The following is a 21,342-nucleotide window of genomic DNA, read 5'->3' on the forward strand; positions in this document are numbered from 1 at the left end:
CTCATTCGCCCTGCCAAGCTCGAACCCTTCGGGCTCTCGCTCACGGGCTTCGCCCTATAAAAATACAAAACGCCAAAAATACCTGCAAGCAGGTATTTTGTCCTTTTGCATTTTTGCACGGCTCATTGCCTACGTGGACATTATACCACACATCCCGGATAATAAAAAGAAGTGCGGTGGATTTTACCGCCGCACTTTTGTTTTTTATTCACTTGCAGTTCCCAGAGTTACAGATACTGTCTGTTCCTGATAGGAACCATCGTTTGCTGCAACCTGTACTGTCAGTTCCACAGTTTCACCGACTTTATAGTAAGTAAGCTGTTCCTTTAAAGTAGACATGCTGTCAACAGTTGTTCCGTTGATAGCTGTTATAATATTACCCTGTGCAAGGCCTGCCTGCTCTGCTCCGCTGCCTTTAGATACCTCCCTGATATATACGCCTGTAGGCATATTGTACATTTCAGAGCTGTCATCTGATACATCTACTCCGGTAATTCCAAGATATCCCTGCTCTTCTTCAGAAACTTTTGTCTTTGTCTCCTGATTCATGAGTGAAGTAATGATATCGCTTGCGTCACTGATCGGGATTGCATATCCCATACCTTCCGCAACACTGGAATTGATCTTGGCCGTATTAATACCAACCACCTGTCCATTAGCGTTAAGCAGCGCTCCTCCACTATTTCCAGGATTGATCGCTGCATCTGTCTGGATCAGTTTTCCGTCAAATCCATCCAGCTCCCGGTCTGTCGCAGAGATAATACCAGTTGTTACAGACTGTCCATATCCAAGTGCATTTCCAATTGCAATGGCAGGTTCGCCTACCTGAAGTTCATCAGAATCTCCAAGGGAGGCAATACTGATCTCTTCCATGGTGGAATCCTTAATAGAATCTACCGGCACTGCGACTACTGCCAGATCCCGTGCCGAATCCGTTCCTTTTATATTGGCCTCTACACTTTCATTATCTACAAATGTAACTGTCAGTGTATCTGCACCTTCCACCACATGATTATTAGTTACGATCAAAAGCTCTGAATCACTCTGGTCGATGATAATACCGGAACCAAGGCTTGTGCTTTCTTCCTGCTGTGTCTGTCCGAAGAAATTCTGCACTTCCTGTACACTCATGTTTGTGATAGACACGATGGACGGCATAGCTGATTCTACAATCTGTGAAACATCCGATGTCACTGTGCTGGCAGTTTGTGTCAGCTGCGTGTTCCCTGATGTGGAAGACTGCTTCACTGTCTTTGTATCATTTCCTGTCACCCTGTCAAATACCACATTGCTTGCCTGGAAGGCAGCACTTGCAACAATTCCAAATACAAGGGCCAGGCCGACAACTCCCGCCCATTTTGGCATTTTCTTTTTTGGCTTTTTTGGTTTCTCCTGTTTTGGCTGTTCATCAAAAATATTATTATGATCGAAATCCTCTGGATTAGGATTGTAATAATTATACTCATTACTCATAGTTAAGACTCCTTTCATGTCTTTCTTTTGTTTCTATGATTGTAGTCTAACTTATAATTGTGTATAAATTGTGATAAATCAATTAAAAAATGTTGAAAGCGTCAGTATACAAAAGAATTTTCACGGATTCAGCCGCATTTCTTTGTATACCGGCGCTGCTCTAATTCAATTCTTTTTCAGCTAATTCGAGCGCTGCCAGAATCACTTTATCCATATCATAGTACTTGTAAGCGCCCAGCCGGCCGCCAAAAACTACTCGTTTCTCTTTTTCCGCCAGCTCCTTATATTTCTCATACAGACTGCTGTTCCGCTCATCATTGACCGGATAATAAGGCTCATCCCCCACCTTCCATTCTGATGAATATTCTCTGGAAATCACAGTCTTATCCGAAGTGCCGAACTCAAAATGTTTATGCTCGATGATTCTTGTATAGGGAACTTCCCTTTCCGTATAATTTACCACCGCATTGCCCTGGTAGTTAGGGCAGTCCAAAACCTCTGTCTCAAAACGGACGCTCCTGTATTCCAACGCTCCCAGTATATAATCAAAATATTCATCTATCATACCGGTAAAAACAATACGGTCCGCCATATCTTTGTATGTTTCCCGCTCCTTCAGATAATCGGTCCCAAGTTTTACATCTGCCTGTTCCAGAAGCTTCTTAATAATCGCGGTATAGCCGCCGATGGGGATTCCCTGATACCGATCGTTAAAATAGTTATTGTCATACGTAAAACGAAGGGGCAGACGGCGGATAATAAAGGCCGGAAGTTCTGTACACTTTCGTCCCCATTGTTTTTCTGTGTACCCTTTTATCAGTTTCTCATAAACATCACGCCCCACAAGAGACAGCGCCTGTTCTTCCAAATTGGCCGGCTCTGTAATTCCAAGATCTGCAATCTGCCTGTCAATGATCTCCTTCGCCTCTGCGGGGGTTTTTATATTCCACATCTTACTGAAAGTGTTCATATTAAAAGGAAGATTATACAGTTCATCTTTATAAACAGCAATAGGCGAATTGATATAATGATTAAATTCTGCGAACCGGTTCACATACTCCCACACTTCCTTGTTTGAAGTATGGAAAATATGGGCCCCATACCGATGAACCTGGATACCTTCTATTTCTTCTGTATAAATATTTCCCCCAATATGATTTCTCCGATCCACCACCAGGCACTTTTTCCCTTTTTTCCCCGCCTCGTGGGCAAATACTGCTCCAAACAGTCCCGCTCCCACTATCAGATAGTCATATTTCATCTTTTCAGCTCCTTTTATTCTACAGTGACAGATTTTGCCAGATTTCTCGGTTTATCCACATCGCATCCTCTGCCTACGGCAACATAGTATCCGAAAAGCTGCAAAGGAATGATTGCCAGGGAGTTGGTAAAAAATTTATTGGTTTTCGGAAGATAGATCACATAATCTGCTGCCTTTTCCACTTCCGTATTGTCTACATTTGTGACCGCCATCACAAATGCTCCTCTTGTCTTTACTTCTACCATATTGCTGATCGTCTTTTTGTACAACTCTTCCTGTGTAAGGACAGAACATACCAGAGTACCTTCTTCGATCAGAGAAATGGTTCCGTGCTTCAGTTCTCCGGCCGCATACGCTTCTGAATGAATATAGGAAACCTCCTTCAGCTTCAGAGACCCTTCCAGGGAAATTGCATAATCGATTCCTCTTCCGATAAAGAAAATGCTCTTGGCTGCAAGGTAACGGTTTGCAAACTTCTGTATTTTGTTTTTGTTATTGAGAAGCATCTCCACCTGTGTCGGCAGCTCCTTCAGCTCTTCTATCATATCTGCCAGACCTTTGTCGCTTAATTCTCCTCTGACATGAGCGAACTTCATTGCAAGCAGATACAAAGATATCAACTGTGCAGAATAAGCCTTTGTAGTAGCGACCGCTATTTCCGGTCCGGCCCATGTATACATTACATTATCTGCCTCCCTTGCAATAGAGCTTCCCACTACGTTGACAATTCCAAGAACTCTGACACCTTTATCTTTTGCTTCCCGAAGAGCCGCAAGAGTATCTGCTGTCTCACCCGACTGACTCACTACAATGAGAAGCGTTCCTTCATCCAGGATTGGATTTCTGTATCTAAATTCAGAAGCCAGATCTACTTCTACCGGTATCCTTGCCAGACCTTCAAAGACATACTTGCTTGTCATACCCGTATGGTAAGCGCTTCCGCAGGCCACAATCATAATCTTGCGGATACTTCTGATATCTTCCTCTGACATTCCCAGCTCTTCGATCATAATATTTCCGTTTTTAAGTCTGGGTGAAAATGTATCCATGATCGCTTTTGGCTGCTCATACATTTCTTTCAGCATAAAGTGCTCATATCCGCCTTTTTCTGCCGCATTCACATCCCAGTCAATATGAGTTGCCGTCTTCTCAATAGGTTCCTCATCTACATTGAAAAACTCCATGCTTTCTTCTGTCAGCCGCACGATCTCTTCATTTTCTATAAATACAACATCTCTCGTGTATTTCAGTACTGCAGGTACGTCAGACGCAATAATGCTTCCTCCATCTGTATGACCTACGATCAAAGGGCTGTCTTTACGCACCGCATACAATTCTTCCGGATGGTCGCTGAAAATAATTCCCAGTGCATAAGATCCTTCCATACGATGCATAACTTTTGTAATCGCCCGGAGAGGATTCCCGTCATAATAATAGTCCAGAAGATGTGCTATAATCTCAGTATCCGTTTCAGAGACAAATTTATATCCCCTTTTTTCCAGTTTTTTCTTCAATTTCAAATAATTTTCAATAATTCCGTTGTGAACAACAACGATACTTTTATCTGCATTAAAATGTGGATGCGCATTGATATCGGACGGAGCCCCATGAGTGGCCCAGCGCGTATGCCCGATTCCAAGGGTTCCGGGAAGTTTCTCTCCCCCATGGCTGATCTCATTCAACACCTTCAGGCGTCCCTGAGCTTTCAGCATGTTGATTTCCTTTCCGTCATAGACCGCAATCCCGGCAGAGTCATATCCCCGGTATTCCAGCTTTTCCAAACCATCCAAGAGAATAGGTGCTGCCTGCAGCTTTCCAATATATCCAACTATTCCACACATAATTTATCTCCTTTACTTTCTCTTTGTACAAACATCCGTTTTTTTTGCACTATCAAATTGTATTGTATCAAATTTGCATCTGCATGTAAAGACAAAGAAATTTCCTATTAGACAAGAAAAAAGGAAGCTGCAGCAACTGCACCTTCCCTTTTTTCTTCTTTTAATCAAGATCGATAATATCCATTTTAAAGGTATCGTCTTCCTCAGCATGACTTCTCTTCTTTGGCGTACGCGGCGGTCTTTTAGCCGGCTCACGAACTCTTGCCTCCAGAAGAGCATCAAGGTCATCTATATCGTCTTCAACCGACTCACGGGACTGTACGCGGAAAACATCATCATCGAAATCATCGTCTTCTTCGAAATCATCATTGGCCGAGAAATCATCCTCTTCAAAATCTTCTCCATCGTCTTCGTAATCATCAAAGTCGTCATCTTCATATTCAAAGCCGTCATCATAATCGTCAAAGTCATCGTCGAAATCATCGTCTTCCATTACTGCCGCCTTAGCTTTTGACGCTTTTTCCTTTTTCGCTGCCGGAGCCTTCTTATCTTTTGCAGCTTTTTTCGAGGCCTTCTTATCTTCCTCTTCATCCACATCAATATCGTACTCGTCATATAGATCGTCAAGTTCCAGATTGCGGTGCCGAAGCTTGATTGCAAGAATAATGATGATAATAAGGAAGATAAGGAATAATACCCAGGTTCCCACAAGGAATCTGTCCAGATTATCCCGCAATGTATCGATCAGTCCTCCGAGTAAAGAAGATGATTCGTTCTGCTCTTCCTGTGAAGAAGTATCCGGAGTATATCTCTGATAAGTATCATCTGTGGAATCGTACTGATAGAATCCTTTCTCCCCATCACTGTTCAGTGCATACAATACATAATAATCCGTAGAATCTACATTCTGCCATGCCGGAAAATCTTTGCCATTGACTGTAAAAGTGGTTTCCTGCAGATTACTTGGCAGCTGGCTTCCTACCTCCTCTGTCAGAGGAATAATATATCTGTCCTGTGAGATCTCAATCTGTTCAAACGGAGAAAATGTTCCTCCATCCGGGTCATAGAGAAAGAAATTCTCTTCTCCCGCCGAATCAGCAAGATAAACGGCGTATTTCCCGCTGCTCTCCTGCAGCGCTGCCGGGCAGGTCTGGCCTTCAAAGGTCATTTCTGTCTTAGTAAAGCCAGTAGGGATCAGGATATCAGAAAAGTCCACCACACTGTATGTCTGTCCGTCAACATCTACCTGAACGCCGGATGCAGCACCTGTTTCTCCTGAAGAATCTGTGCTATCGATCAGAGAAGGATCCCCTTCGCCAATTGTGATAGTGGAGCTTCCCTGCGTCACCTGGAACGATGTCCCGTCAGTAGAAGAAGCACTTACTGAAGCGATCGTGATACTTGTAGTCTGAACTGCCAGAGCCTGAAACTGAAGCGTCCATTTCATCTCTGTACTGCCGCCGCCGTTTCCGGTCAACTGAATCTGTCCGTTGCTGGCTGTCGCTCCATCTCCGCTGATAAATTTCAATGCCGCCGCATCATAGGTCAGAGTTGCATTGACATCACCGATTCCCGCATCTGCATAGAAGGTTGCCTCCACATCAAAAGTCGCCCCCTGTGTAGTAGTAGGATCTGAAAATCGAAGCTGCGGTTCAGCTGCATTTACGCTGAAAGGCAGAACCATAACAGTCATACACAGAGTTATGATGACTGCCGTCATTTTTTTTAATAATTTCATATCATTACCTCTCTTATGCATTATTTGCATTATTTATTCCGTGCCAGAATATTCGCTGCCGCCTCCGCTGTCATCTACATATCCGCTGTCAGTTGACCCATCTCCATAACCCGCGCCGGAATCAGTGCCGGAATCGGTCCATCCGTCCGATGTCCCCGTATCTGTATAGCCACTGTCTCCAGTTCCACTGCTATCCCAGCTGGAATCATCCGTTCCATCATCATAATAGGAAGAGTCATATCCCGTATCATAACTGTCATCATAAGTCTCTCCGCTGTCATCTTCCCAGGTCTCTCCGGAACTGTCATAGGATGAGCTGGACGCCCTCTCTGAAATTCCATATTCGATATCCTGAACCGTACTGGAGACTGTATATCCATCATTGCCAAACAAAAATTGATGAACCTCCTGCACATTTGTCGAAAGCGTATCCGGAATGACAACGCTTCCCACTTCATTCAGCATATCTGTCGTATTCTTTGACGGAAAGCCCAAAGAGTCTCCCAGTGTATATTTCGCAAAGTCTTTCGCATAGCTTACCATTTCTGTCAAAGTAAAATTAGTGGAAATCTGTGGAAAAACTTCATCAATGATCTTATTAATGGTTCCAAGGCTCATAGACTGCGCTTCATTGGCAATCAGTTCCAGCACGTGCCGCTGTCTGGATGCCCGTTCAAAATCTCCACCGGCTGTATAACGGATTCTGGAGTAAGAAACAGCCTGCACCCCATTTAAATGATAGGTTCCCGCAACCTCAGGCTCGATTTTTGTGTAGCTTTTACCCGTTACTTCAGAAGTCTCCACACAATAATTGTTCATATGGACAACTTCCTCTTCCGTCATTTCTATGTCCAGTCCTCCCACTGCATCGATCACATCTACCAGTGCATTGAAATTGACCGTGACATACTTTTCAATATTCATATCCAGATTTTTATTGATCATGGAAATCGCGCCTTCCGGTCCATAAAAAGAGTAAGCGGAATTTGCTTTATTATAACTTCCGTCATCCAGCTGGAGCAGCGTATCCCGGTATATGGAGACCAGTTTTACCTCTTTTGTTTCATTATTGAGACTTGCGATCATAATCGTATCGCTCCGATTTCCCTTTCCAAGGCTGTTTTCTCTGGAATCCAGACCAAAAAGAGCGATATTCGTATATCCCTCCTCATGCTCCACTTCTGAAGATATATTCAACTTGTCTGTATCAATTTTGGTTGTTTCTATCTTACTCATCTTTCCAGCCAGCAGCACTGCCGCTGTCGAAAGCACCGCAAATGCAACTCCGCCAAAAATGACTCCTATTTTTTTCCCAAGCGACCACGCTGCAAAACTGTGGCGCTTACGCCGGCCTCTTTTTCGCCCTCTACCTGCCATGGTAACATCCTTTCTTTGGTACAGTTTCTTTCCGCGCTTCAAACATTTCAAACAACATAATACATTACTTTATGCTTTTTTTCAATATTTTACCCCTCTTTTTTCACATTACCCGCTTCCAGTATGCCGGAAACATGGTACAGCAAAGAATCATCCTTTTAGGAAGGCTCCGGTAATGTTTCCCCATAAAAAATCCTGCATATTTTACTGCGCTTCCCCAGAACAGCGATAGTACTTTAAACGGTCTGCCGGTCCTTAGAAGATATACTGCCCCACTCTTTACCAGCCGTATCCCTTCTTTTTCCGACTTTATCCCACAGAAAATTTCCGGGTGCTGTGCCTGTGAAACTGCCACATCAAAATTTCTCCTGAACTGTTGCAAATGTGTGTAATTATGAGAATGGATCACCTTTGCTTCTGCTGTATAAGACACGCTGTAACCCTGTTTGATACATCTGGCAGCAAACAGCATATCCTCATTTAAAATAGTCTGCTTTTCAAATCCGCCCACCTCAAGATAAATTCTTCTGTTGTAAGCTGCACAGACATTCGAAGAAAAAAAGGTTTTTATTCCCAGTTCTTCCAGATCCTCTTCTGACTTTATCCGGCTTTTCTCCGGATAATTAAATTTCCTTACATACCGTTCAATAATAGCACAATCCTCTCTTGGCAGCTGCCGTGCAAAAGAGACTGCCGTCTTATCATTTTCAAGGGGCCTTATCAAATTTTCAATCAAATCTTTTCCCTTTGGCAGAGCATCCTGTGTAAAAAACACAAGAATATCCGCATCTGACATACGGGCAGCCTGATCTCTTGTCCCGCCATGATCAAACTTTTCCGGCCGTATCTCTGTAAGCAGAAGATTCTCATACTTCCCGGTTAATTCTGACAGATCCAAACCATCCACAGTGTGCATAATATGGATATGCCTTATGGGAACTGTCTGTTTCGCCAGCCTTTCCACCAGCTTATAAAAATCTTTTCCCGGTTTATACACCGGTATGATCACATCTACGATCTGTCTATTCACTTCCGGTCTCATTTTGTGTATCCTCCGTCTGCTCCTCATCTGACTGCGGATATATCCCTGTCATTTCAGAAAGTTCGTCACTGATTCCCCGAACAACTTCTGTCGGTTCATAATCCTCATCTCCGAAGAGGAACTCATGGGCCTGTCTTACATTATCCGCCAAACCTGCTGCCACTACATAGGAACCCGAGTATCCCGGAATAGATTCCGGAGTCTCCGGCGTAAACGGAAATCCGCTGTTCTCTCCCAGCTCATAATTGAAAACATCAGCCGCAAGTCCTATGATCTCTGTGGAAGAAAAACTTGTTGATATTTCCGGGAAAACAGCATCGATCACCTTATTGATAGTTCCCAGATTGGCGCTTTTGGCTTTTTCCACCAGTTTTTCAATCACAAGCCTCTGACGGGAGGTACGCTCAAAATCTCCTCCGGCAGTATAACGGATCCGGGCATAGGAAACTGCCTGTACCCCATTCAGCTGGTAGGTTCCAGCAACCTCCGGCTCAATTCTTTCATAATCCTTCCCGGTAATTTCTGAAGTTTCCACGCAGTAATTATTCATGTGGACAACTTCCTCTTCTGTAAGATCCAATTCAATTCCGCCCAATAAATCTACCGCATCTGCCAATGCAAGGAAATTTACTGTAACATAATCTGTGATATCCAAGTCCAGATTTTTATTCAGCATATTGATAGCCGCCTCAGCGCCGCCTGTAGCATACGCAGAATTTGCTTTATCATATGTCCCGTCAGCCTGCTGAAGCATGGTGTCGCGATACACAGAAAGCATTTTTACTTCCTTCGTGTTTGTATTGATACTGGCCACGATAATACAGTCACTTCTTACCCCGGATGTCTCTCCTGCCCTGTTGTCTGTTCCAAACAGTGCAATATTTTTAAACCCTTCCTGGTTAACCCCATTATTCAAAATGCTGTCTTCATTAAATACCGTATGATTCAACTTATCCAGTTTGAACATACCAAAGGCTACTGCTCCAAGCACACACAGAATAACCAGCTCTATCACAAGAACCGCCACACGCCTTTTCCTTCTTCTCTTTCGCTTCCTTTTCTGCAGTTCCTTTTCTCTTCTCTTTATTCTTTTCTCTTCTCGCATCTATCTTCTCCATGGTAACAGACATTTTTACTTAAATAAAAGCGTCAGTACATACCAACGCTATAGAAACACTTTTATTATGATACAATACTTTTTCGCCGAGGGCAAGGGAAACTATCTTAAGACTTCATTAACCTTCATTCACGCTATGATCGCTTTCGAAAAAGATTTCTCCACAATTCAGCCTGTATCAGGAGATAATTTTTCAAATTTCCCTTTTGAAAAGACACTTTATTTTCCTTCCGGCAGATTTTCACACCAGCAAGCAGCCCCTTTACATATTCCTTTCCCAGACCTTTCCGGAAGAAAAATACCGTTTTTACCGCAAACCCGGCCAAAAGGAAGGGACTGTTCAGAAGAATCTGCAAAAAAGGCATGTTCTTATAAATCAAATAAACATTATTTCTGGAAGAATACTTCGTCTTAAAAACATTGTACCGGGAACCGCTGGAAGCGCTTCCTACATGAATGACTTCCGCTGACGGTTCATAGAGATTCACATAGCCGTATATCCTTGCCCGGTATCCCACATCTATGTCTTCCAGATAAGCAAAATGTCTTTCGTCAAAATATCCGATTTTTTCAAACACATCCCGTCGGTATATGGCAGCGCCTGCGCAGGCGGCAAATACGCTGCAGGGCCTGTCATATTTCTGTGCATCTCCGTCCCGTCCTCTGGCAAAAGCCCATCCAAGAGCATTGTAAAAGGTTCCGGCGCTGTCCATTTTACCCGGATCCTGATACTGCAGCATTTTCGCTTCCACCGAAAAACATCTTTCATTTTCTTCTATTCTGTGAAGCAGATTTTCCACAAACCCTTCTCTTACTTTTGTATCATTATTCAAAAGGATGACATAGGGCGTACGGCTTGCTTTAATCCCTGCATTGACCGCACGGCAGAAGCCATAGTTCTTCGAAAAACAGATAAACTCCGTCTGCGGATAACGCTCTTTCGCCGTCTCAATGCTGCTGTCTGAGGATCCATTATCCACAACAATGACATGTACCGGTATCCCTGTCATCTCATACACGGACTTCAGACAGGGAAGCAGATATTTTTCACCTTTATAGTTTGGTATTACAACTGTCACTTTACACATAGTTTTATCCTTTTTGATTGTTTTTCAGGGAATAATCCCATTTTGTCAGCGTCAGATTTCTGTTATACATTGGATCTCCGTTCTTCAGTATATCCAGGTGATGGCTTCGCATATATTCAATTTCACTTTGAAATCTGCGCACTTTCTCCTTGGTGTCTTCCGAACCTCTTGTCTTTGATTCATAATGATACAATTCCGCATAGGGGTTATACACAACCAGATATCCTGCTTTTCTCACCCGGAGGCAGAAATCCACATCATTGAAGGCAACCTGAAGCTTCTCATCCAGTCCCTTTACAGCCTCATAGACAGACCGCTTTACCATCATGCAGGCCGCTGTGACTGCAGAGAGATCCTGCTGAACGGAAGCCTTATGGAAATAGCCTGTATACCGTCTCGGGAGACCTACAAAAATATTGCCGGCAATCCCGCCAATTCCCACAATAATTCCGGCATGCTGTACCGTATCGTCCGGATAGTATAATTTCACGCCGACGATTCCCACTTCTTTTCTCTGGCAGTTGCCCAGCATTTCCTCCAGCCAGTCAGGGGTGATCACTTCCACATCATTATTGAGAAGAAGAAGATAGTCTCCTTTCGCATAACTGGCTCCGTAATTATTGATAGCGGAATAGTTAAATCCTTTTTCCCAATATACAACCTTTACACCTTTTGCCTCAATTTTTTTGTAATAGGCAAAGGTTTCGTCCTTTACACTGTTGTTTTCCACAACAATGATCTCGTAATTTTTATAGGTTGATTTTTCTATGGACTGGAGGCATTTGTCCAGGCTTTCCACTTCATCCTTGTTAGGGATGATAATAGAAACAAGCGGACTGCCTTTCACCTCATATTTGACTCTGTAATATCCCAGATCCTTCGCATGGGAAACTTCTCCGTCCTGGCCGCACCGCTTAAGATGATCCTCGATGGCACTCTTTCCCGCATCAAATGCATACATTTTACTCGCCGGGTTATCCGCTGTAGAAGCCTTATGCACTCTCCAGTGATAGAGGATCCTTGGAATATGAGCAATCCCCGCTGCTTTTTCACTGCAGCGCAGGATCAGATCATAGTCCTGTGCTCCGTTAAATTCCCCCCGGAAGGCTCCCACATCTTCGATCAGCGATTTCTTTGCCACAAAGAAGTGACAGATATAATTATTGGATCTCAAAAGATCCAGATTGAAATCCGGTTTCATATAAGGCTGAAAATGTTCGGTAAGATCTGTTGTCACCTTATCTTCATCAGAGTAGAGCATCTCCGGCTTTTCCTGCTGATTAAGCGCTTTTACCACCTCATAGAGGGCGTCTTTTGTCAAAAGATCATCATGGTCAAGAAGTCCCACATATTCTCCGGAGGCGATCTTCAGGGCTGCATTTGTATTCTGCGCAATCCCCTCATTTTCCGGAACATCGGTCACCCGGATCCTTTTATCCTTTTCTGATGCAATTCTTAAGATGTCTCCTACCTCTTTGTTTCCCGGATTCGCATTAGCGATACAGAGCTCCCAATTTCCATAGGTCTGTGCTCTCACAGACTGGATCATCTGTTTTAAAAAGCTTTCCGGCGTATTGTATACAGGTACTAAAATACTGATCAGCGGCATGTAGTCAAACTTTTCCTTCCGCTGCCTCTCCAGTTCTTCTTCTGACGGTCTGTGATTACGATACCACTCCTCATAATCCACATCATCTGTCTGAAACCGCTCCGTCAGTCTGACCCAAAATTCCTTTGGTCCAAAATGCTTAAAATACAGAATCCCCTTTTTTATATTGTAGGGAGATAATTTTTTCAAAAATTTTATCCAGCTGATCTTATATGTTTCCATATATTTCTATTTATATCCTCACTTTTTCTTTTCTGTTTCACTTTCACATGGTTATATGTCATTTTACCACAAAAACCGCATAACTGCCACAATAAAGAGCAAAGAGTTCCGCAATCGTTTCCTGATTAAAGTAAAAAGGCAGAAGCCTCTCTTAGCTTCTGCCCTCACTCTCTTTGTTCCTAGAAGTGGAACGTATCCTTAAGCCCCCTCCAGAGCTGATCCTTATCGCTTAAATTCAGCTTTGTGCCATCTTCCAGATGATAGCCTTCCCCGGAAGCACTGCCTTTATACTCTCCGGTAAGAGACGGCCAGGTAATGCCGATCTCAGGATCGTTCCAGGCAAGTCCGCCCTCGTCGCCCGGATGATAGAAATCTGTACATTTATAACAAAATTCTGCCACATCGCTTAATACCAGGAAGCCATGGGCAAAGCCTTCCGGAATATAAAACTGTTTCTTATTTTCTTCTGTCAGCTCGATGCCGAACCATTTTCCATACGTTTTGCTGTCACTTCTTAAATCCACCGCAACATCAAAGACAGCGCCCTTGATCACTCTGACAAGTTTTCCCTGGGGAAACTCTTTCTGGAAATGAAGCCCTCTCAAAACACCTTTGGAAGAACAGGACTGATTGTCCTGGACAAACTGCATGGTAAGCCCCGCCTCTTCCATATCTCTTTGATTGTATGTCTCCATGAAATAGCCTCTGGCATCGCCGTGAACGGCCGGCTCGATCACGCACAGGCCCTCAATGCCGCCAGCGTTCTTTTCTACTTTGATCTGTCCCATTTATGATCTTCTCCTCTTCTCTTTTTCACCGAAACCACTTTTTTAGAAGTCGATTTCCTTCAAATATCTGTTCAGCGCATCCTGCCATGTAGGAAGCAGATGGAATCCATTGTCTGTCAGCTTGCTCTTATCCAGCCTGCTGTTAAACGGCCTTGCCGCTTTGGATACACCATATTCCTCTGTTGTGACCGGAAGGACTTTCACCTTGTCCTCACTGTACTCTTCATGGCCCATTTCCACAGCCTGACGGAAGATTTCTTTGGTAAAATCATACCAGCTGATATAGCCGCCCTCGTTTGTAGCATGATAATAACCATATTTTTCCGTCTCGATCATGTCAACAAGAAGCTTTGCCAGGTCAAAGGTGTAGGTCGGCGTGCCGATCTGGTCATTGACTACCTTAATGGTATCATGATTCTTTCCCACATTTAACATGGTCTTGATGAAATTCTTTCCATTTTTCCCAAATACCCATGCAATTCGTACAATGAAATATTTTGTCAGAAGCTCTGAAACAGCCAGCTCCCCTTCCAGTTTTGTCTGCCCATAAACATTGAGAGGCTTGTAATCTTTGCAGTCAGGATCCCAAGGCGTCTCTCCCTGTCCGTCAAACACATAATCCGTGCTTAAATAAACCATTTTGCAGTTCAGCTCTTTGCAGACTTTGGCAATATTTCTTGTGCCGTCCACATTTACCGCCTGGACGATCGGCTTCTTTTCTTCCTCTTCTGCAAGATCTACTGCTGTCCACGCCGCGCAGTGCACGACCGCATCCGGAGCAGCTTCCGAGATCACGCGCTTTACACAGTCTGCATCTGTAATATCCATCTGCACATAAGGCATAGAAGTCACGGCCGTACCGTCCTGAATCCCGCTGTACACTTCCTGGATATCTGATCCGATTCCCTCATAACCGCGCCCCGCCAGCTCATTCATTACATCGTGGCCCAGCTGACCTGCTACACCTGTTACAAGAACCTTCATTATTCCATCTCCTTCCGGTTTCCATACATTTTCTCATAGTAGTTCTGATACTCTCCGGAAATGATCGTCTCCCACCACTCCTTGTTGTCCAGATACCACTGGATCGTCTTCTTAATTCCATCTGCAAACTTTGTCTCCGGCAGCCATCCAAGCTCATTGTGGATCTTGGTCGGATCAATAGCGTAACGCATATCGTGCCCTTTTCTGTCCTCCACATAAGTGATCAGGCTTTCCGGCTTACCAAGCTCTTTGCAGATGATCTTTACAATATCAATATTTTTCATTTCATTATGTCCGCCGATGTTGTAAACTTCTCCCACACGGCCTTTGTGAATGATCAGGTCAATCGCTTTGCAGTGATCTTCTACATAAAGCCAGTCGCGGACATTTTCCCCTTTTCCATAAACCGGAAGCGGCTTGTCATTCAGCGCATTGGCAATCATAAGCGGAATCAGTTTCTCCGGGAAATGATATGGCCCGTAGTTATTGGAACATCTGCTGATAGTAACCGGAAGTCCATATGTCCTGTGATAAGCCAGTACAAGAAGGTCAGCGCCTGCTTTGGAAGAGCTGTACGGGCTGCTTGTATGGATCGGTGTCTCCTCTGTAAAGAAAAGATCCGGGCGGTCCAGAGGCAGATCTCCGTAAACTTCATCTGTAGATACCTGATGATATCTCTGGATTCCATATTTTCTGCAGGCATCCATTAAAACTGCAGTTCCTTTAATATTTGTGTCAAGAAATACTTCCGGATTTTCAATGGATCGGTCTACATGGCTCTCTGCTGCAAAGTTTACCACCATGTCCGGATGTTCCTCTTCAAAAAGTTTATAGACAGCTTCACGGTCTGTAATACTCTCCTTTACAAAACGGAAGTTAGGATTATCCATAACAGGCGCCAGTGTAGATAAGTTTCCTGCATAGGTCAGACAATCCAGACAAATGATCCGGTAGTCCGAGTATTTGTTTAACATGTGAAAAATAAAATTGCTTCCGATAAAGCCGGCTCCGCCGGTAACGATAATGTTCATAATACTTACTCCTATCTGCTTTCTTTTTTAGTATAATCCGTCCTGATATTTTCCATCCAGAACGTCTTTTAAATACTGCCCATACTGATTCTTTTTCAGCACTTCATAAACTTTAAGCACTTCTTCCTGGGAGATCCATCCATTCAAATAAGCGATCTCTTCCAGGCAGGCAATCTTTCTGTGCTGATGGGTTTCCATTGTTTTTACAAAATTAGTGGCATCTACAAGACTCTCATGTGTTCCTGTATCCAGCCAGGTAAAGCCCTGTCCAAGAAGTTCTACATTTAACTTCCCTTCTTCCAGATAGATCCGGTTCAGATCCGTGATCTCCAGCTCTCCTCGGGCGCTTGGCTTCAGATTTTTCGCATATTCTACAACTTTGTTGTCATAGAAATAAAGACCTGTGACACAATAGTTGCTCTTTGGGTGTTCCGGCTTTTCCTCAATAGAAACCGCTTTCCCCTCTTTATTAAATTCCACAATACCGAAACGCTCCGGATCATCTACATAGTACCCGAATACAGTAGCTCCTTTTCCGGACTGGGCATTTTCCACAGCTGCACGAAGTCTCTTTTTCAGGCCATGTCCTGCAAAAATATTATCTCCGAGAACCATAGCAACTGTATCGTCTCCCACAAATTCTTCTCCGATAATAAAGGCCTGTGCCAGTCCGTCCGGACTTGGCTGTACCGCATAGGAAAGCTCCACGCCAAACTGATGGCCGTCACCTAAAAGCTCCTGGAACCTGGGGGTATCCTGCGGTGTGGAAATAATGAGAATATCACGGATTCCCGCATTCATAAGTACCGACATTGGATAATAGATCATCGGTTTGTCATAAATCGGCAACAGCTGTTTGGATGTTACCATTGTCAATGGATAAAGCCGTGTGCCCGAACCGCCTGCTAAAATAATACCTTTCATTTTTATCCTCCTGAAATGTAATTTTGATTGCTGTCTTTTCTTTCAGTATTTCCATCTACATGCATTATAAAAGGTGACCTTAGGTCACCTTCAAGCTTTTTTTGAAAATATTAAGAATTTGTTACAATTTTTACCTTTTACATATCCGTCGTGCAATGCTTCCCATTTTCCTCAATGGCTCTGTTATTTTCCAACTAGTAGAATTAGCATACTCCGAGATTAAATTTTGGCAATTTACAACCTCCTGCTGAAGCTGATGCTTTTCCAACTCAATCTGCCTTTTTTCCTCTTCAAGTCGATACCTATACTGTTCCATTTCCCCATATCTGCTCTTTAAAATAAGATCTACAAATAAATGTTCTTCCGTCAGACTATATAGATCTTTTACAGTAAAATGAAACTTTTCCTTTAAAAGCGCTCTCATATTTTCTTCTTCCAACAGCTCTGCCAGCCTTTCAATGCCTGCTGGCGCTAGACCTCCCCAACCCATGAGGGGACTACACATCAGAAAAGCTTTTTCGCACTCCAATTCTTCTTTTGTATGAGACTCCTGGTATCTAAAATCTTGCTGAAAACCTTTCAAAAAAATTTTATCTGGCATTCCCTCAAAAAAATGAGCGTGTATGTCCATAGATTCATTGAATACTCTTGTATCGTTTTTCTCCGATGAAGCACTTGCATTTTTTTTGGTCTGTTGCTTATCTATAAAACGTCTAACAGCAATAAGTCGTTCTTGAATTACATAAATTTTGTATTGTTTCGCAATCCGTACCCAATAATCAAAATCATGAAGCTGTCTATAGGCAAGAGTAAACTTTCCTATATTTTCTAATACTTCTCTTTTCATTAGTACAGCCGGATGAGCCAGGCAATTCCCCTCAAAGTAAAATTTTCTTAACCATTGTTCTTGCTCCAATGTTTCCGATTCATAAAGCTTTAAGAGGCTTTTCTCTAATTCATTAATGTTATTTCCATATTCATCAATCAAGTCACACCATGTAAAACACACGCTGCATTCTGGATGTTCTTCCATAAACAAAAGCTGCTTTTCCAATTTGTCTGGATACCAAAGATCATCACTGTCAATCCTAGCAAGATAGTCTCCTTTCACTTTGGCAAATCCATAATTGGTAGCAACACAAATATGCTCATTTTCTTCTCTTTTGTATAATTCTATTCTTTCGTCTTGAAAGCTTTCTATAATCGCACAAGACCTGTCTGTTGAACCATCATCTACAATAATAAACTGAAAATTAGAATAAGTCTGATTCAATACACTCTGTATTGTTTCAGCAAGCGTATCCTCGTGATTATAATTTACCATTAATACACTAACTAATTTCTCTCCCATACAGCAATCTCCCGTACATCGTTTATATTTTACTTTCCCATACTTCCCTTACTCCAAGTATAAGGGCCCAAAAGGACAATTTTCAAGTCTTTTTTAACATATTGAAAACTTATTGCACCTTATTTCCTGCACAAGAAAATCCCTGCTTCCTTCGTTATATAAAAACCACTCTCTATCTTTTCTTTCACAAAAGAACGAAACTCCGTATACCGCTCTCCAATATACTGTGCCTGGTTTCCATGACAGGAGAGAATATAGGAAATCAAAGCTTCTGCCTCCGTTACCAAAAGATTATCTTCATATAATCGCCACTCTACCTCTTGAAAACACTTTTCTAAGATTTCGCGGCCATTTTCCATACCAAATCTTTCATAAAGCCTGTCTGCCGACAAAACAATCCGATTATCAAATTCCTGTACAAGAAGGCTCACTTCTTTCATATGCTGATTTCCATATGTGCTACAGACGAAAACTCCCCCTTGCTTCAGAACTCTCTTTACTTCCCTGCATACCTTTGGAATGTCCTGGCAGTAAAAAAGCACGTGATTTGCTATCACAACATCAAAAGTTTCGGATTCATAGGGAATCTTATGGCAGTCAAATGCGTGAAAAGAGAATCTTTGGCCTTCTCCGCCCAATTCTCTTCTCGTATCACGAAGCATTCCCTCTGACACATCAGAAAGAGTAATTTCTATTTCATATGGGATATTCTGCATATTACTTTTCCAAAGCGCGCCATCCCCACAGCCAATTTCCAACACCTTCATTTCAGGTTCCAAACCAAGCTGCTGAAAAATCCAAGGAAACCATCCCTGTTTATTTTGAGAATACAGACTATGCAGGTTAATTCTGGCTGAAATATTTGAGGCATTCTGATACTGCTTCTTCAGGCTTTCTTCCATGCCTGTTAAGTGGATCAGATTCAGCATCCTGTTCCAGTCTACAGTGTGTGTCGCACGAACCTCTTCTGCTGTATCTTGAATCGCTCTCTCCATGAGCTGCATCTTCTCAATACGATCCTGAACCAACTTCAGCTGAATATTTAAAGAGTTCAACAGAAAATGATAATCTGCATCTGCAAATGTCATTTCCCGGATATCGTCCAAAGAAAAGCCTAAATATTTCAGCAGAAGAATCTGCTGAAGCCGTGCAAAATCTTCGTCTGTATAGAAACGAGCCCCCGCTTCTGTCACAAGCGAGGGCTTTAAGATATTCTGTTTATCATAATAACGGATTGTCCTTAGAGTAACGCCTGCCATGCGGGCAAACTCTCCGGAAGAATAATAACCTGGTTTTTTCATCGTTACCTCATATCACACAATTACTTAAACAGCTTGGACAACCATCTCATAAAAAGTATAACATAGATCAGAAAGCAAACAGTCACCACAAATGTTTCCAGATCAAATCGATGGGTAAATGTCCTTAAAACCAAAGTACCATCTACTGCGGTGTCACCGATCATACATTCTGTATTCTGCTGCTTTCCACCTGTATAATAGAGGGTAATACTGCTATTTTCATCGCACTCTTTCACCAAAATCTGAAGCTCATATATTTGATTTTCGCACCCAGTTAATTGATCAAAATCAATTTGAAAAAACCGGCCGCTTGTCAATTCACCAAGAGAAGTTTCCCCTTCCAAGACAGTCTCTCCTCCGCTTTCAAGCAAATTGTATTCCAAAATGGTGCCCTCCAAGTTGCCTACAGCAGCCATTTTTATCATAACCCCATCCAATGTATCTTCCGGGGCAAGAAAAGACTGACTTATTCTGTCACCTTCTCTCAAATCCACAGAAAAATACTCACTGTTATCAATCTCTGTATCATATATCGGAGTTTTTTTATCTACTACAGAATAAAGGCCTGCAAGCAATACAAGAATAATCAATGCAATCAGCCATTTTATTTTACTTTTCATATTTTATCTCTGCTCCTTAATAAGCCCCTTTATAAATCTCCGCAATCTCCTTTGCTTCTCCAAACATCTTCAAATGTCCTTTTTCCAACCAGGCAATCTTATTGCATAAGCTTTCTACCTGATCAATGCTATGAGAAACAAATAAAAGAGTCGTCCCAGCGTCTAACATTCTCTGTATTCGTTTTTGGCACTTTTCCTGAAAACGGAAATCACCAACAGAAAGCACCTCATCACAGATTAAAATGTCCGGAATACCAATCGTAGCAATAGAAAAAGCAAGCCTTGCTATCATACCAGAAGAAAAGTTTTTCACTGCCACGTTCATGAAGTCGTGGAGTTCTGAAAACTCTACTATTTCCTGATAATGCTCTTTCATTTCTGCTCTGGATTTTCCCATGAGCGCTCCATTTAAATAGACATTTTCTTCCGCTGTCAGATCGTAATCAAAACCTGCTCCCAATTCAATTAACGGCGCAACATCTCCATATACAGCAACGCTTCCTTTTGTAGGCTTTAATACTCCTGCAATGATTTTCAGCATTGTACTTTTTCCGCTTCCGTTCAAACCGATCAGTCCCAATGCATCTCCCCGCTGTATACTGAAGGATACATCCTGCAGTGCCCAGAAAGCTTCAAAAGACAATTGATTTTTTAATGTCTTAACAAAATATTCCTTCAGGCTGTCTACCTTTTCCGAAGCAAGCCGGAACTGCATGGAAACGTTATTTACACATATTATATCCTGTCTTTCCATAATTCACCTCTAAATATTCAGAATAAAGGTATCCTGACTTTTGTAAAACACATATAGCCCACACGCCAATGCAATTGCAGTTTCTACAATCGCTATTACAATAGATGTAATATTCGGAACAGTATTATTCATCATAACATCTCTGAACATGATCAATATATTTGTAATCGGATTTATCAATACAATCTTTTCCAGCCATTCAGGAAGAATAGACATTGGATAAATAACCGGCGTCAAATACATCAATGCTGTCACAAAAACAGAATATAAGTGTACAATGTCTCTGAATTTCACTGCTATTGCTGACAAAATCAAGCCTATCCCTAAAGAGAAAAATATAATAAAAATTAACGGAATCGGCACAAGAAGCACTGTATAATGCAAATCAACCCTCATAGCGAGCATAACAAAAATTAAAGCTGTAAAGGATGCCAGCAAATTAATAGAACTTGAAAAAATTCTCGAAATAACAAACATATATTTCGGAACATATATTTTTTTAATCAAGGGTCCATTGGCAATAATTGCACTCATGGCATTCGTTGTCGACTCTGAAAAGAAATTAAAAATCAACTGTCCACTCAACAAATATACAGGAAAATATTCGATATCAAATTTAAATAAATTTGAAAACACTACCGAAAGTACAATCATCATAAACAATGGATTAAGAATCGTCCAGAGTACACCCAGTATGGATTTCCTGTATTTTGTTTTAATGTCCCTTGCGATCAGCTCACTTAAAAGTGGCCGGAACTTCTGAAAATTTTGTATATAAGTTGACACTATTAGTCCTCCGTTTAAATGGTATCAAAAGGATT

The 21,342-nt window shown here is 42.3% G+C and carries 18 protein-coding genes; all 18 read right to left on the reverse strand.

Features of this window, described 5'->3' with window-relative positions; translation table 11 throughout:
* Positions 1 to 204: 204 nt before the first annotated feature.
* Positions 205 to 1,473, reverse strand: a complete 1,269-nt coding sequence (locus EUBC25_RS01800; RefSeq protein WP_230106547.1) for a S1C family serine protease — start codon at positions 1,471 to 1,473, stop codon at positions 205 to 207.
* 160 nt (positions 1,474 to 1,633) lie between these two features.
* Complete coding sequence (gene glf / locus EUBC25_RS01805) at positions 1,634 to 2,734, reverse strand: UDP-galactopyranose mutase (protein ID WP_230106548.1); 1,101 nt, start codon at positions 2,732 to 2,734, stop codon at positions 1,634 to 1,636.
* Positions 2,735 to 2,748: 14 nt separating this feature from the next.
* A complete protein-coding gene (gene glmS, locus EUBC25_RS01810; RefSeq protein WP_230106549.1) occupies positions 2,749 to 4,575 on the reverse strand; it encodes a glutamine--fructose-6-phosphate transaminase (isomerizing) in 1,827 nt (608 codons plus the stop codon).
* 160 nt (positions 4,576 to 4,735) lie between these two features.
* On the reverse strand, positions 4,736 to 6,313 hold the full coding sequence (locus tag EUBC25_RS01815; RefSeq protein WP_230106550.1) for a hypothetical protein: 1,578 nt from the start codon (positions 6,311 to 6,313) through the stop codon (positions 4,736 to 4,738).
* Positions 6,314 to 6,346: 33 nt separating this feature from the next.
* Positions 6,347 to 7,690, reverse strand: a complete 1,344-nt coding sequence (locus EUBC25_RS01820) for an LCP family protein (RefSeq protein WP_230106551.1) — start codon at positions 7,688 to 7,690, stop codon at positions 6,347 to 6,349.
* Between the two features lie 103 nt (positions 7,691 to 7,793).
* Positions 7,794 to 8,732 (reverse strand): glycosyltransferase family 2 protein, encoded by a 939-nt coding sequence (locus EUBC25_RS01825; protein ID WP_230106552.1) that lies wholly within the window; start codon positions 8,730 to 8,732, stop codon positions 7,794 to 7,796.
* Positions 8,713 to 9,837, reverse strand: a complete 1,125-nt coding sequence (locus tag EUBC25_RS01830) for an LCP family protein (protein ID WP_230106553.1) — start codon at positions 9,835 to 9,837, stop codon at positions 8,713 to 8,715. The genes EUBC25_RS01825 and EUBC25_RS01830 overlap by 20 nt, the downstream gene beginning before the upstream one ends.
* A 146-nt stretch (positions 9,838 to 9,983) precedes the next feature.
* Entirely contained in the window at positions 9,984 to 10,937 is a 954-nt protein-coding gene (locus EUBC25_RS01835) for a glycosyltransferase family 2 protein (protein ID WP_230106554.1), read from the reverse strand.
* Between the two features lie 4 nt (positions 10,938 to 10,941).
* Positions 10,942 to 12,768, reverse strand: coding sequence for a glycosyltransferase family 2 protein (locus EUBC25_RS01840; RefSeq protein WP_230106555.1), 1,827 nt, complete (start codon positions 12,766 to 12,768; stop codon positions 10,942 to 10,944).
* Between the two features lie 179 nt (positions 12,769 to 12,947).
* Positions 12,948 to 13,556 carry a dTDP-4-dehydrorhamnose 3,5-epimerase gene (gene rfbC / locus EUBC25_RS01845; RefSeq protein ID WP_230106556.1) on the reverse strand — a complete coding sequence of 203 codons (609 nt, stop codon included), beginning with the start codon at positions 13,554 to 13,556 and terminating at the stop codon, positions 12,948 to 12,950.
* A 42-nt stretch (positions 13,557 to 13,598) separates the two neighbouring features.
* Complete coding sequence (rfbD, locus tag EUBC25_RS01850) at positions 13,599 to 14,540, reverse strand: dTDP-4-dehydrorhamnose reductase (protein WP_230106557.1); 942 nt, start codon at positions 14,538 to 14,540, stop codon at positions 13,599 to 13,601.
* Complete coding sequence (gene rfbB, locus EUBC25_RS01855; protein ID WP_230106558.1) at positions 14,540 to 15,571, reverse strand: dTDP-glucose 4,6-dehydratase; 1,032 nt, start codon at positions 15,569 to 15,571, stop codon at positions 14,540 to 14,542. The genes rfbD and rfbB overlap by 1 nt, the downstream gene beginning before the upstream one ends.
* A 27-nt stretch (positions 15,572 to 15,598) precedes the next feature.
* Positions 15,599 to 16,495 (reverse strand): glucose-1-phosphate thymidylyltransferase RfbA, encoded by an 897-nt coding sequence (gene rfbA / locus EUBC25_RS01860; protein WP_230106559.1) that lies wholly within the window; start codon positions 16,493 to 16,495, stop codon positions 15,599 to 15,601.
* 130 nt (positions 16,496 to 16,625) lie between these two features.
* Entirely contained in the window at positions 16,626 to 17,846 is a 1,221-nt protein-coding gene (locus EUBC25_RS01865) for a glycosyltransferase family 2 protein (RefSeq protein WP_230106560.1), read from the reverse strand.
* Positions 17,847 to 17,965: 119 nt separating this feature from the next.
* Positions 17,966 to 19,147, reverse strand: coding sequence for a MerR family transcriptional regulator (locus EUBC25_RS01870; RefSeq protein WP_230106561.1), 1,182 nt, complete (start codon positions 19,145 to 19,147; stop codon positions 17,966 to 17,968).
* A 20-nt stretch (positions 19,148 to 19,167) separates the two neighbouring features.
* Positions 19,168 to 19,767: a hypothetical protein gene (locus tag EUBC25_RS01875; protein WP_230106562.1), complete on the reverse strand. Its 600-nt coding sequence runs from the start codon at positions 19,765 to 19,767 to the stop codon at positions 19,168 to 19,170.
* A 16-nt stretch (positions 19,768 to 19,783) separates the two neighbouring features.
* The gene (locus EUBC25_RS01880) at positions 19,784 to 20,521 is read right to left on the reverse strand and encodes an ABC transporter ATP-binding protein (protein ID WP_230106563.1); all 738 of its coding nucleotides are present in this window, start codon (positions 20,519 to 20,521) and stop codon (positions 19,784 to 19,786) included.
* Between the two features lie 9 nt (positions 20,522 to 20,530).
* A complete protein-coding gene (locus EUBC25_RS01885) occupies positions 20,531 to 21,307 on the reverse strand; it encodes an ABC transporter permease (RefSeq protein WP_230106564.1) in 777 nt (258 codons plus the stop codon).
* Positions 21,308 to 21,342: the final 35 nt, after the last annotated feature.

The sequence above is a fragment of the Claveliimonas bilis genome (genome assembly GCF_020892095.1).
Taxonomy (GTDB): Bacteria; Bacillota; Clostridia; order Lachnospirales; family Lachnospiraceae; genus Claveliimonas; species Claveliimonas bilis.

Coding starts and splice junctions, on each gene's coding strand:
- EUBC25_RS01835 (WP_230106554.1), bottom strand. CDS start 10,937: ATGTGTAAAGTGACAGTTGTAATACCAAACTATAAAGGTGAAAAATAT.
- glmS (WP_230106549.1), bottom strand. CDS start 4,575: ATGTGTGGAATAGTTGGATATATTGGAAAGCTGCAGGCAGCACCTATT.
- rfbC (WP_230106556.1), bottom strand. CDS start 13,556: ATGGGACAGATCAAAGTAGAAAAGAACGCTGGCGGCATTGAGGGCCTG.
- EUBC25_RS01875 (WP_230106562.1), bottom strand. CDS start 19,767: ATGAAAAGTAAAATAAAATGGCTGATTGCATTGATTATTCTTGTATTG.
- EUBC25_RS01820 (WP_230106551.1), bottom strand. CDS start 7,690: ATGGCAGGTAGAGGGCGAAAAAGAGGCCGGCGTAAGCGCCACAGTTTT.
- EUBC25_RS01815 (WP_230106550.1), bottom strand. CDS start 6,313: ATGAAATTATTAAAAAAAATGACGGCAGTCATCATAACTCTGTGTATG.
- EUBC25_RS01880 (WP_230106563.1), bottom strand. CDS start 20,521: ATGGAAAGACAGGATATAATATGTGTAAATAACGTTTCCATGCAGTTC.
- rfbA (WP_230106559.1), bottom strand. CDS start 16,495: ATGAAAGGTATTATTTTAGCAGGCGGTTCGGGCACACGGCTTTATCCA.
- glf (WP_230106548.1), bottom strand. CDS start 2,734: ATGAAATATGACTATCTGATAGTGGGAGCGGGACTGTTTGGAGCAGTA.
- EUBC25_RS01865 (WP_230106560.1), bottom strand. CDS start 17,846: ATGGGAGAGAAATTAGTTAGTGTATTAATGGTAAATTATAATCACGAG.
- EUBC25_RS01800 (WP_230106547.1), bottom strand. CDS start 1,473: ATGAGTAATGAGTATAATTATTACAATCCTAATCCAGAGGATTTCGAT.
- EUBC25_RS01830 (WP_230106553.1), bottom strand. CDS start 9,837: ATGCGAGAAGAGAAAAGAATAAAGAGAAGAGAAAAGGAACTGCAGAAA.
- EUBC25_RS01840 (WP_230106555.1), bottom strand. CDS start 12,768: ATGGAAACATATAAGATCAGCTGGATAAAATTTTTGAAAAAATTATCT.
- EUBC25_RS01870 (WP_230106561.1), bottom strand. CDS start 19,147: ATGAAAAAACCAGGTTATTATTCTTCCGGAGAGTTTGCCCGCATGGCA.
- EUBC25_RS01825 (WP_230106552.1), bottom strand. CDS start 8,732: ATGAGACCGGAAGTGAATAGACAGATCGTAGATGTGATCATACCGGTG.
- rfbB (WP_230106558.1), bottom strand. CDS start 15,571: ATGAACATTATCGTTACCGGCGGAGCCGGCTTTATCGGAAGCAATTTT.
- rfbD (WP_230106557.1), bottom strand. CDS start 14,540: ATGAAGGTTCTTGTAACAGGTGTAGCAGGTCAGCTGGGCCACGATGTA.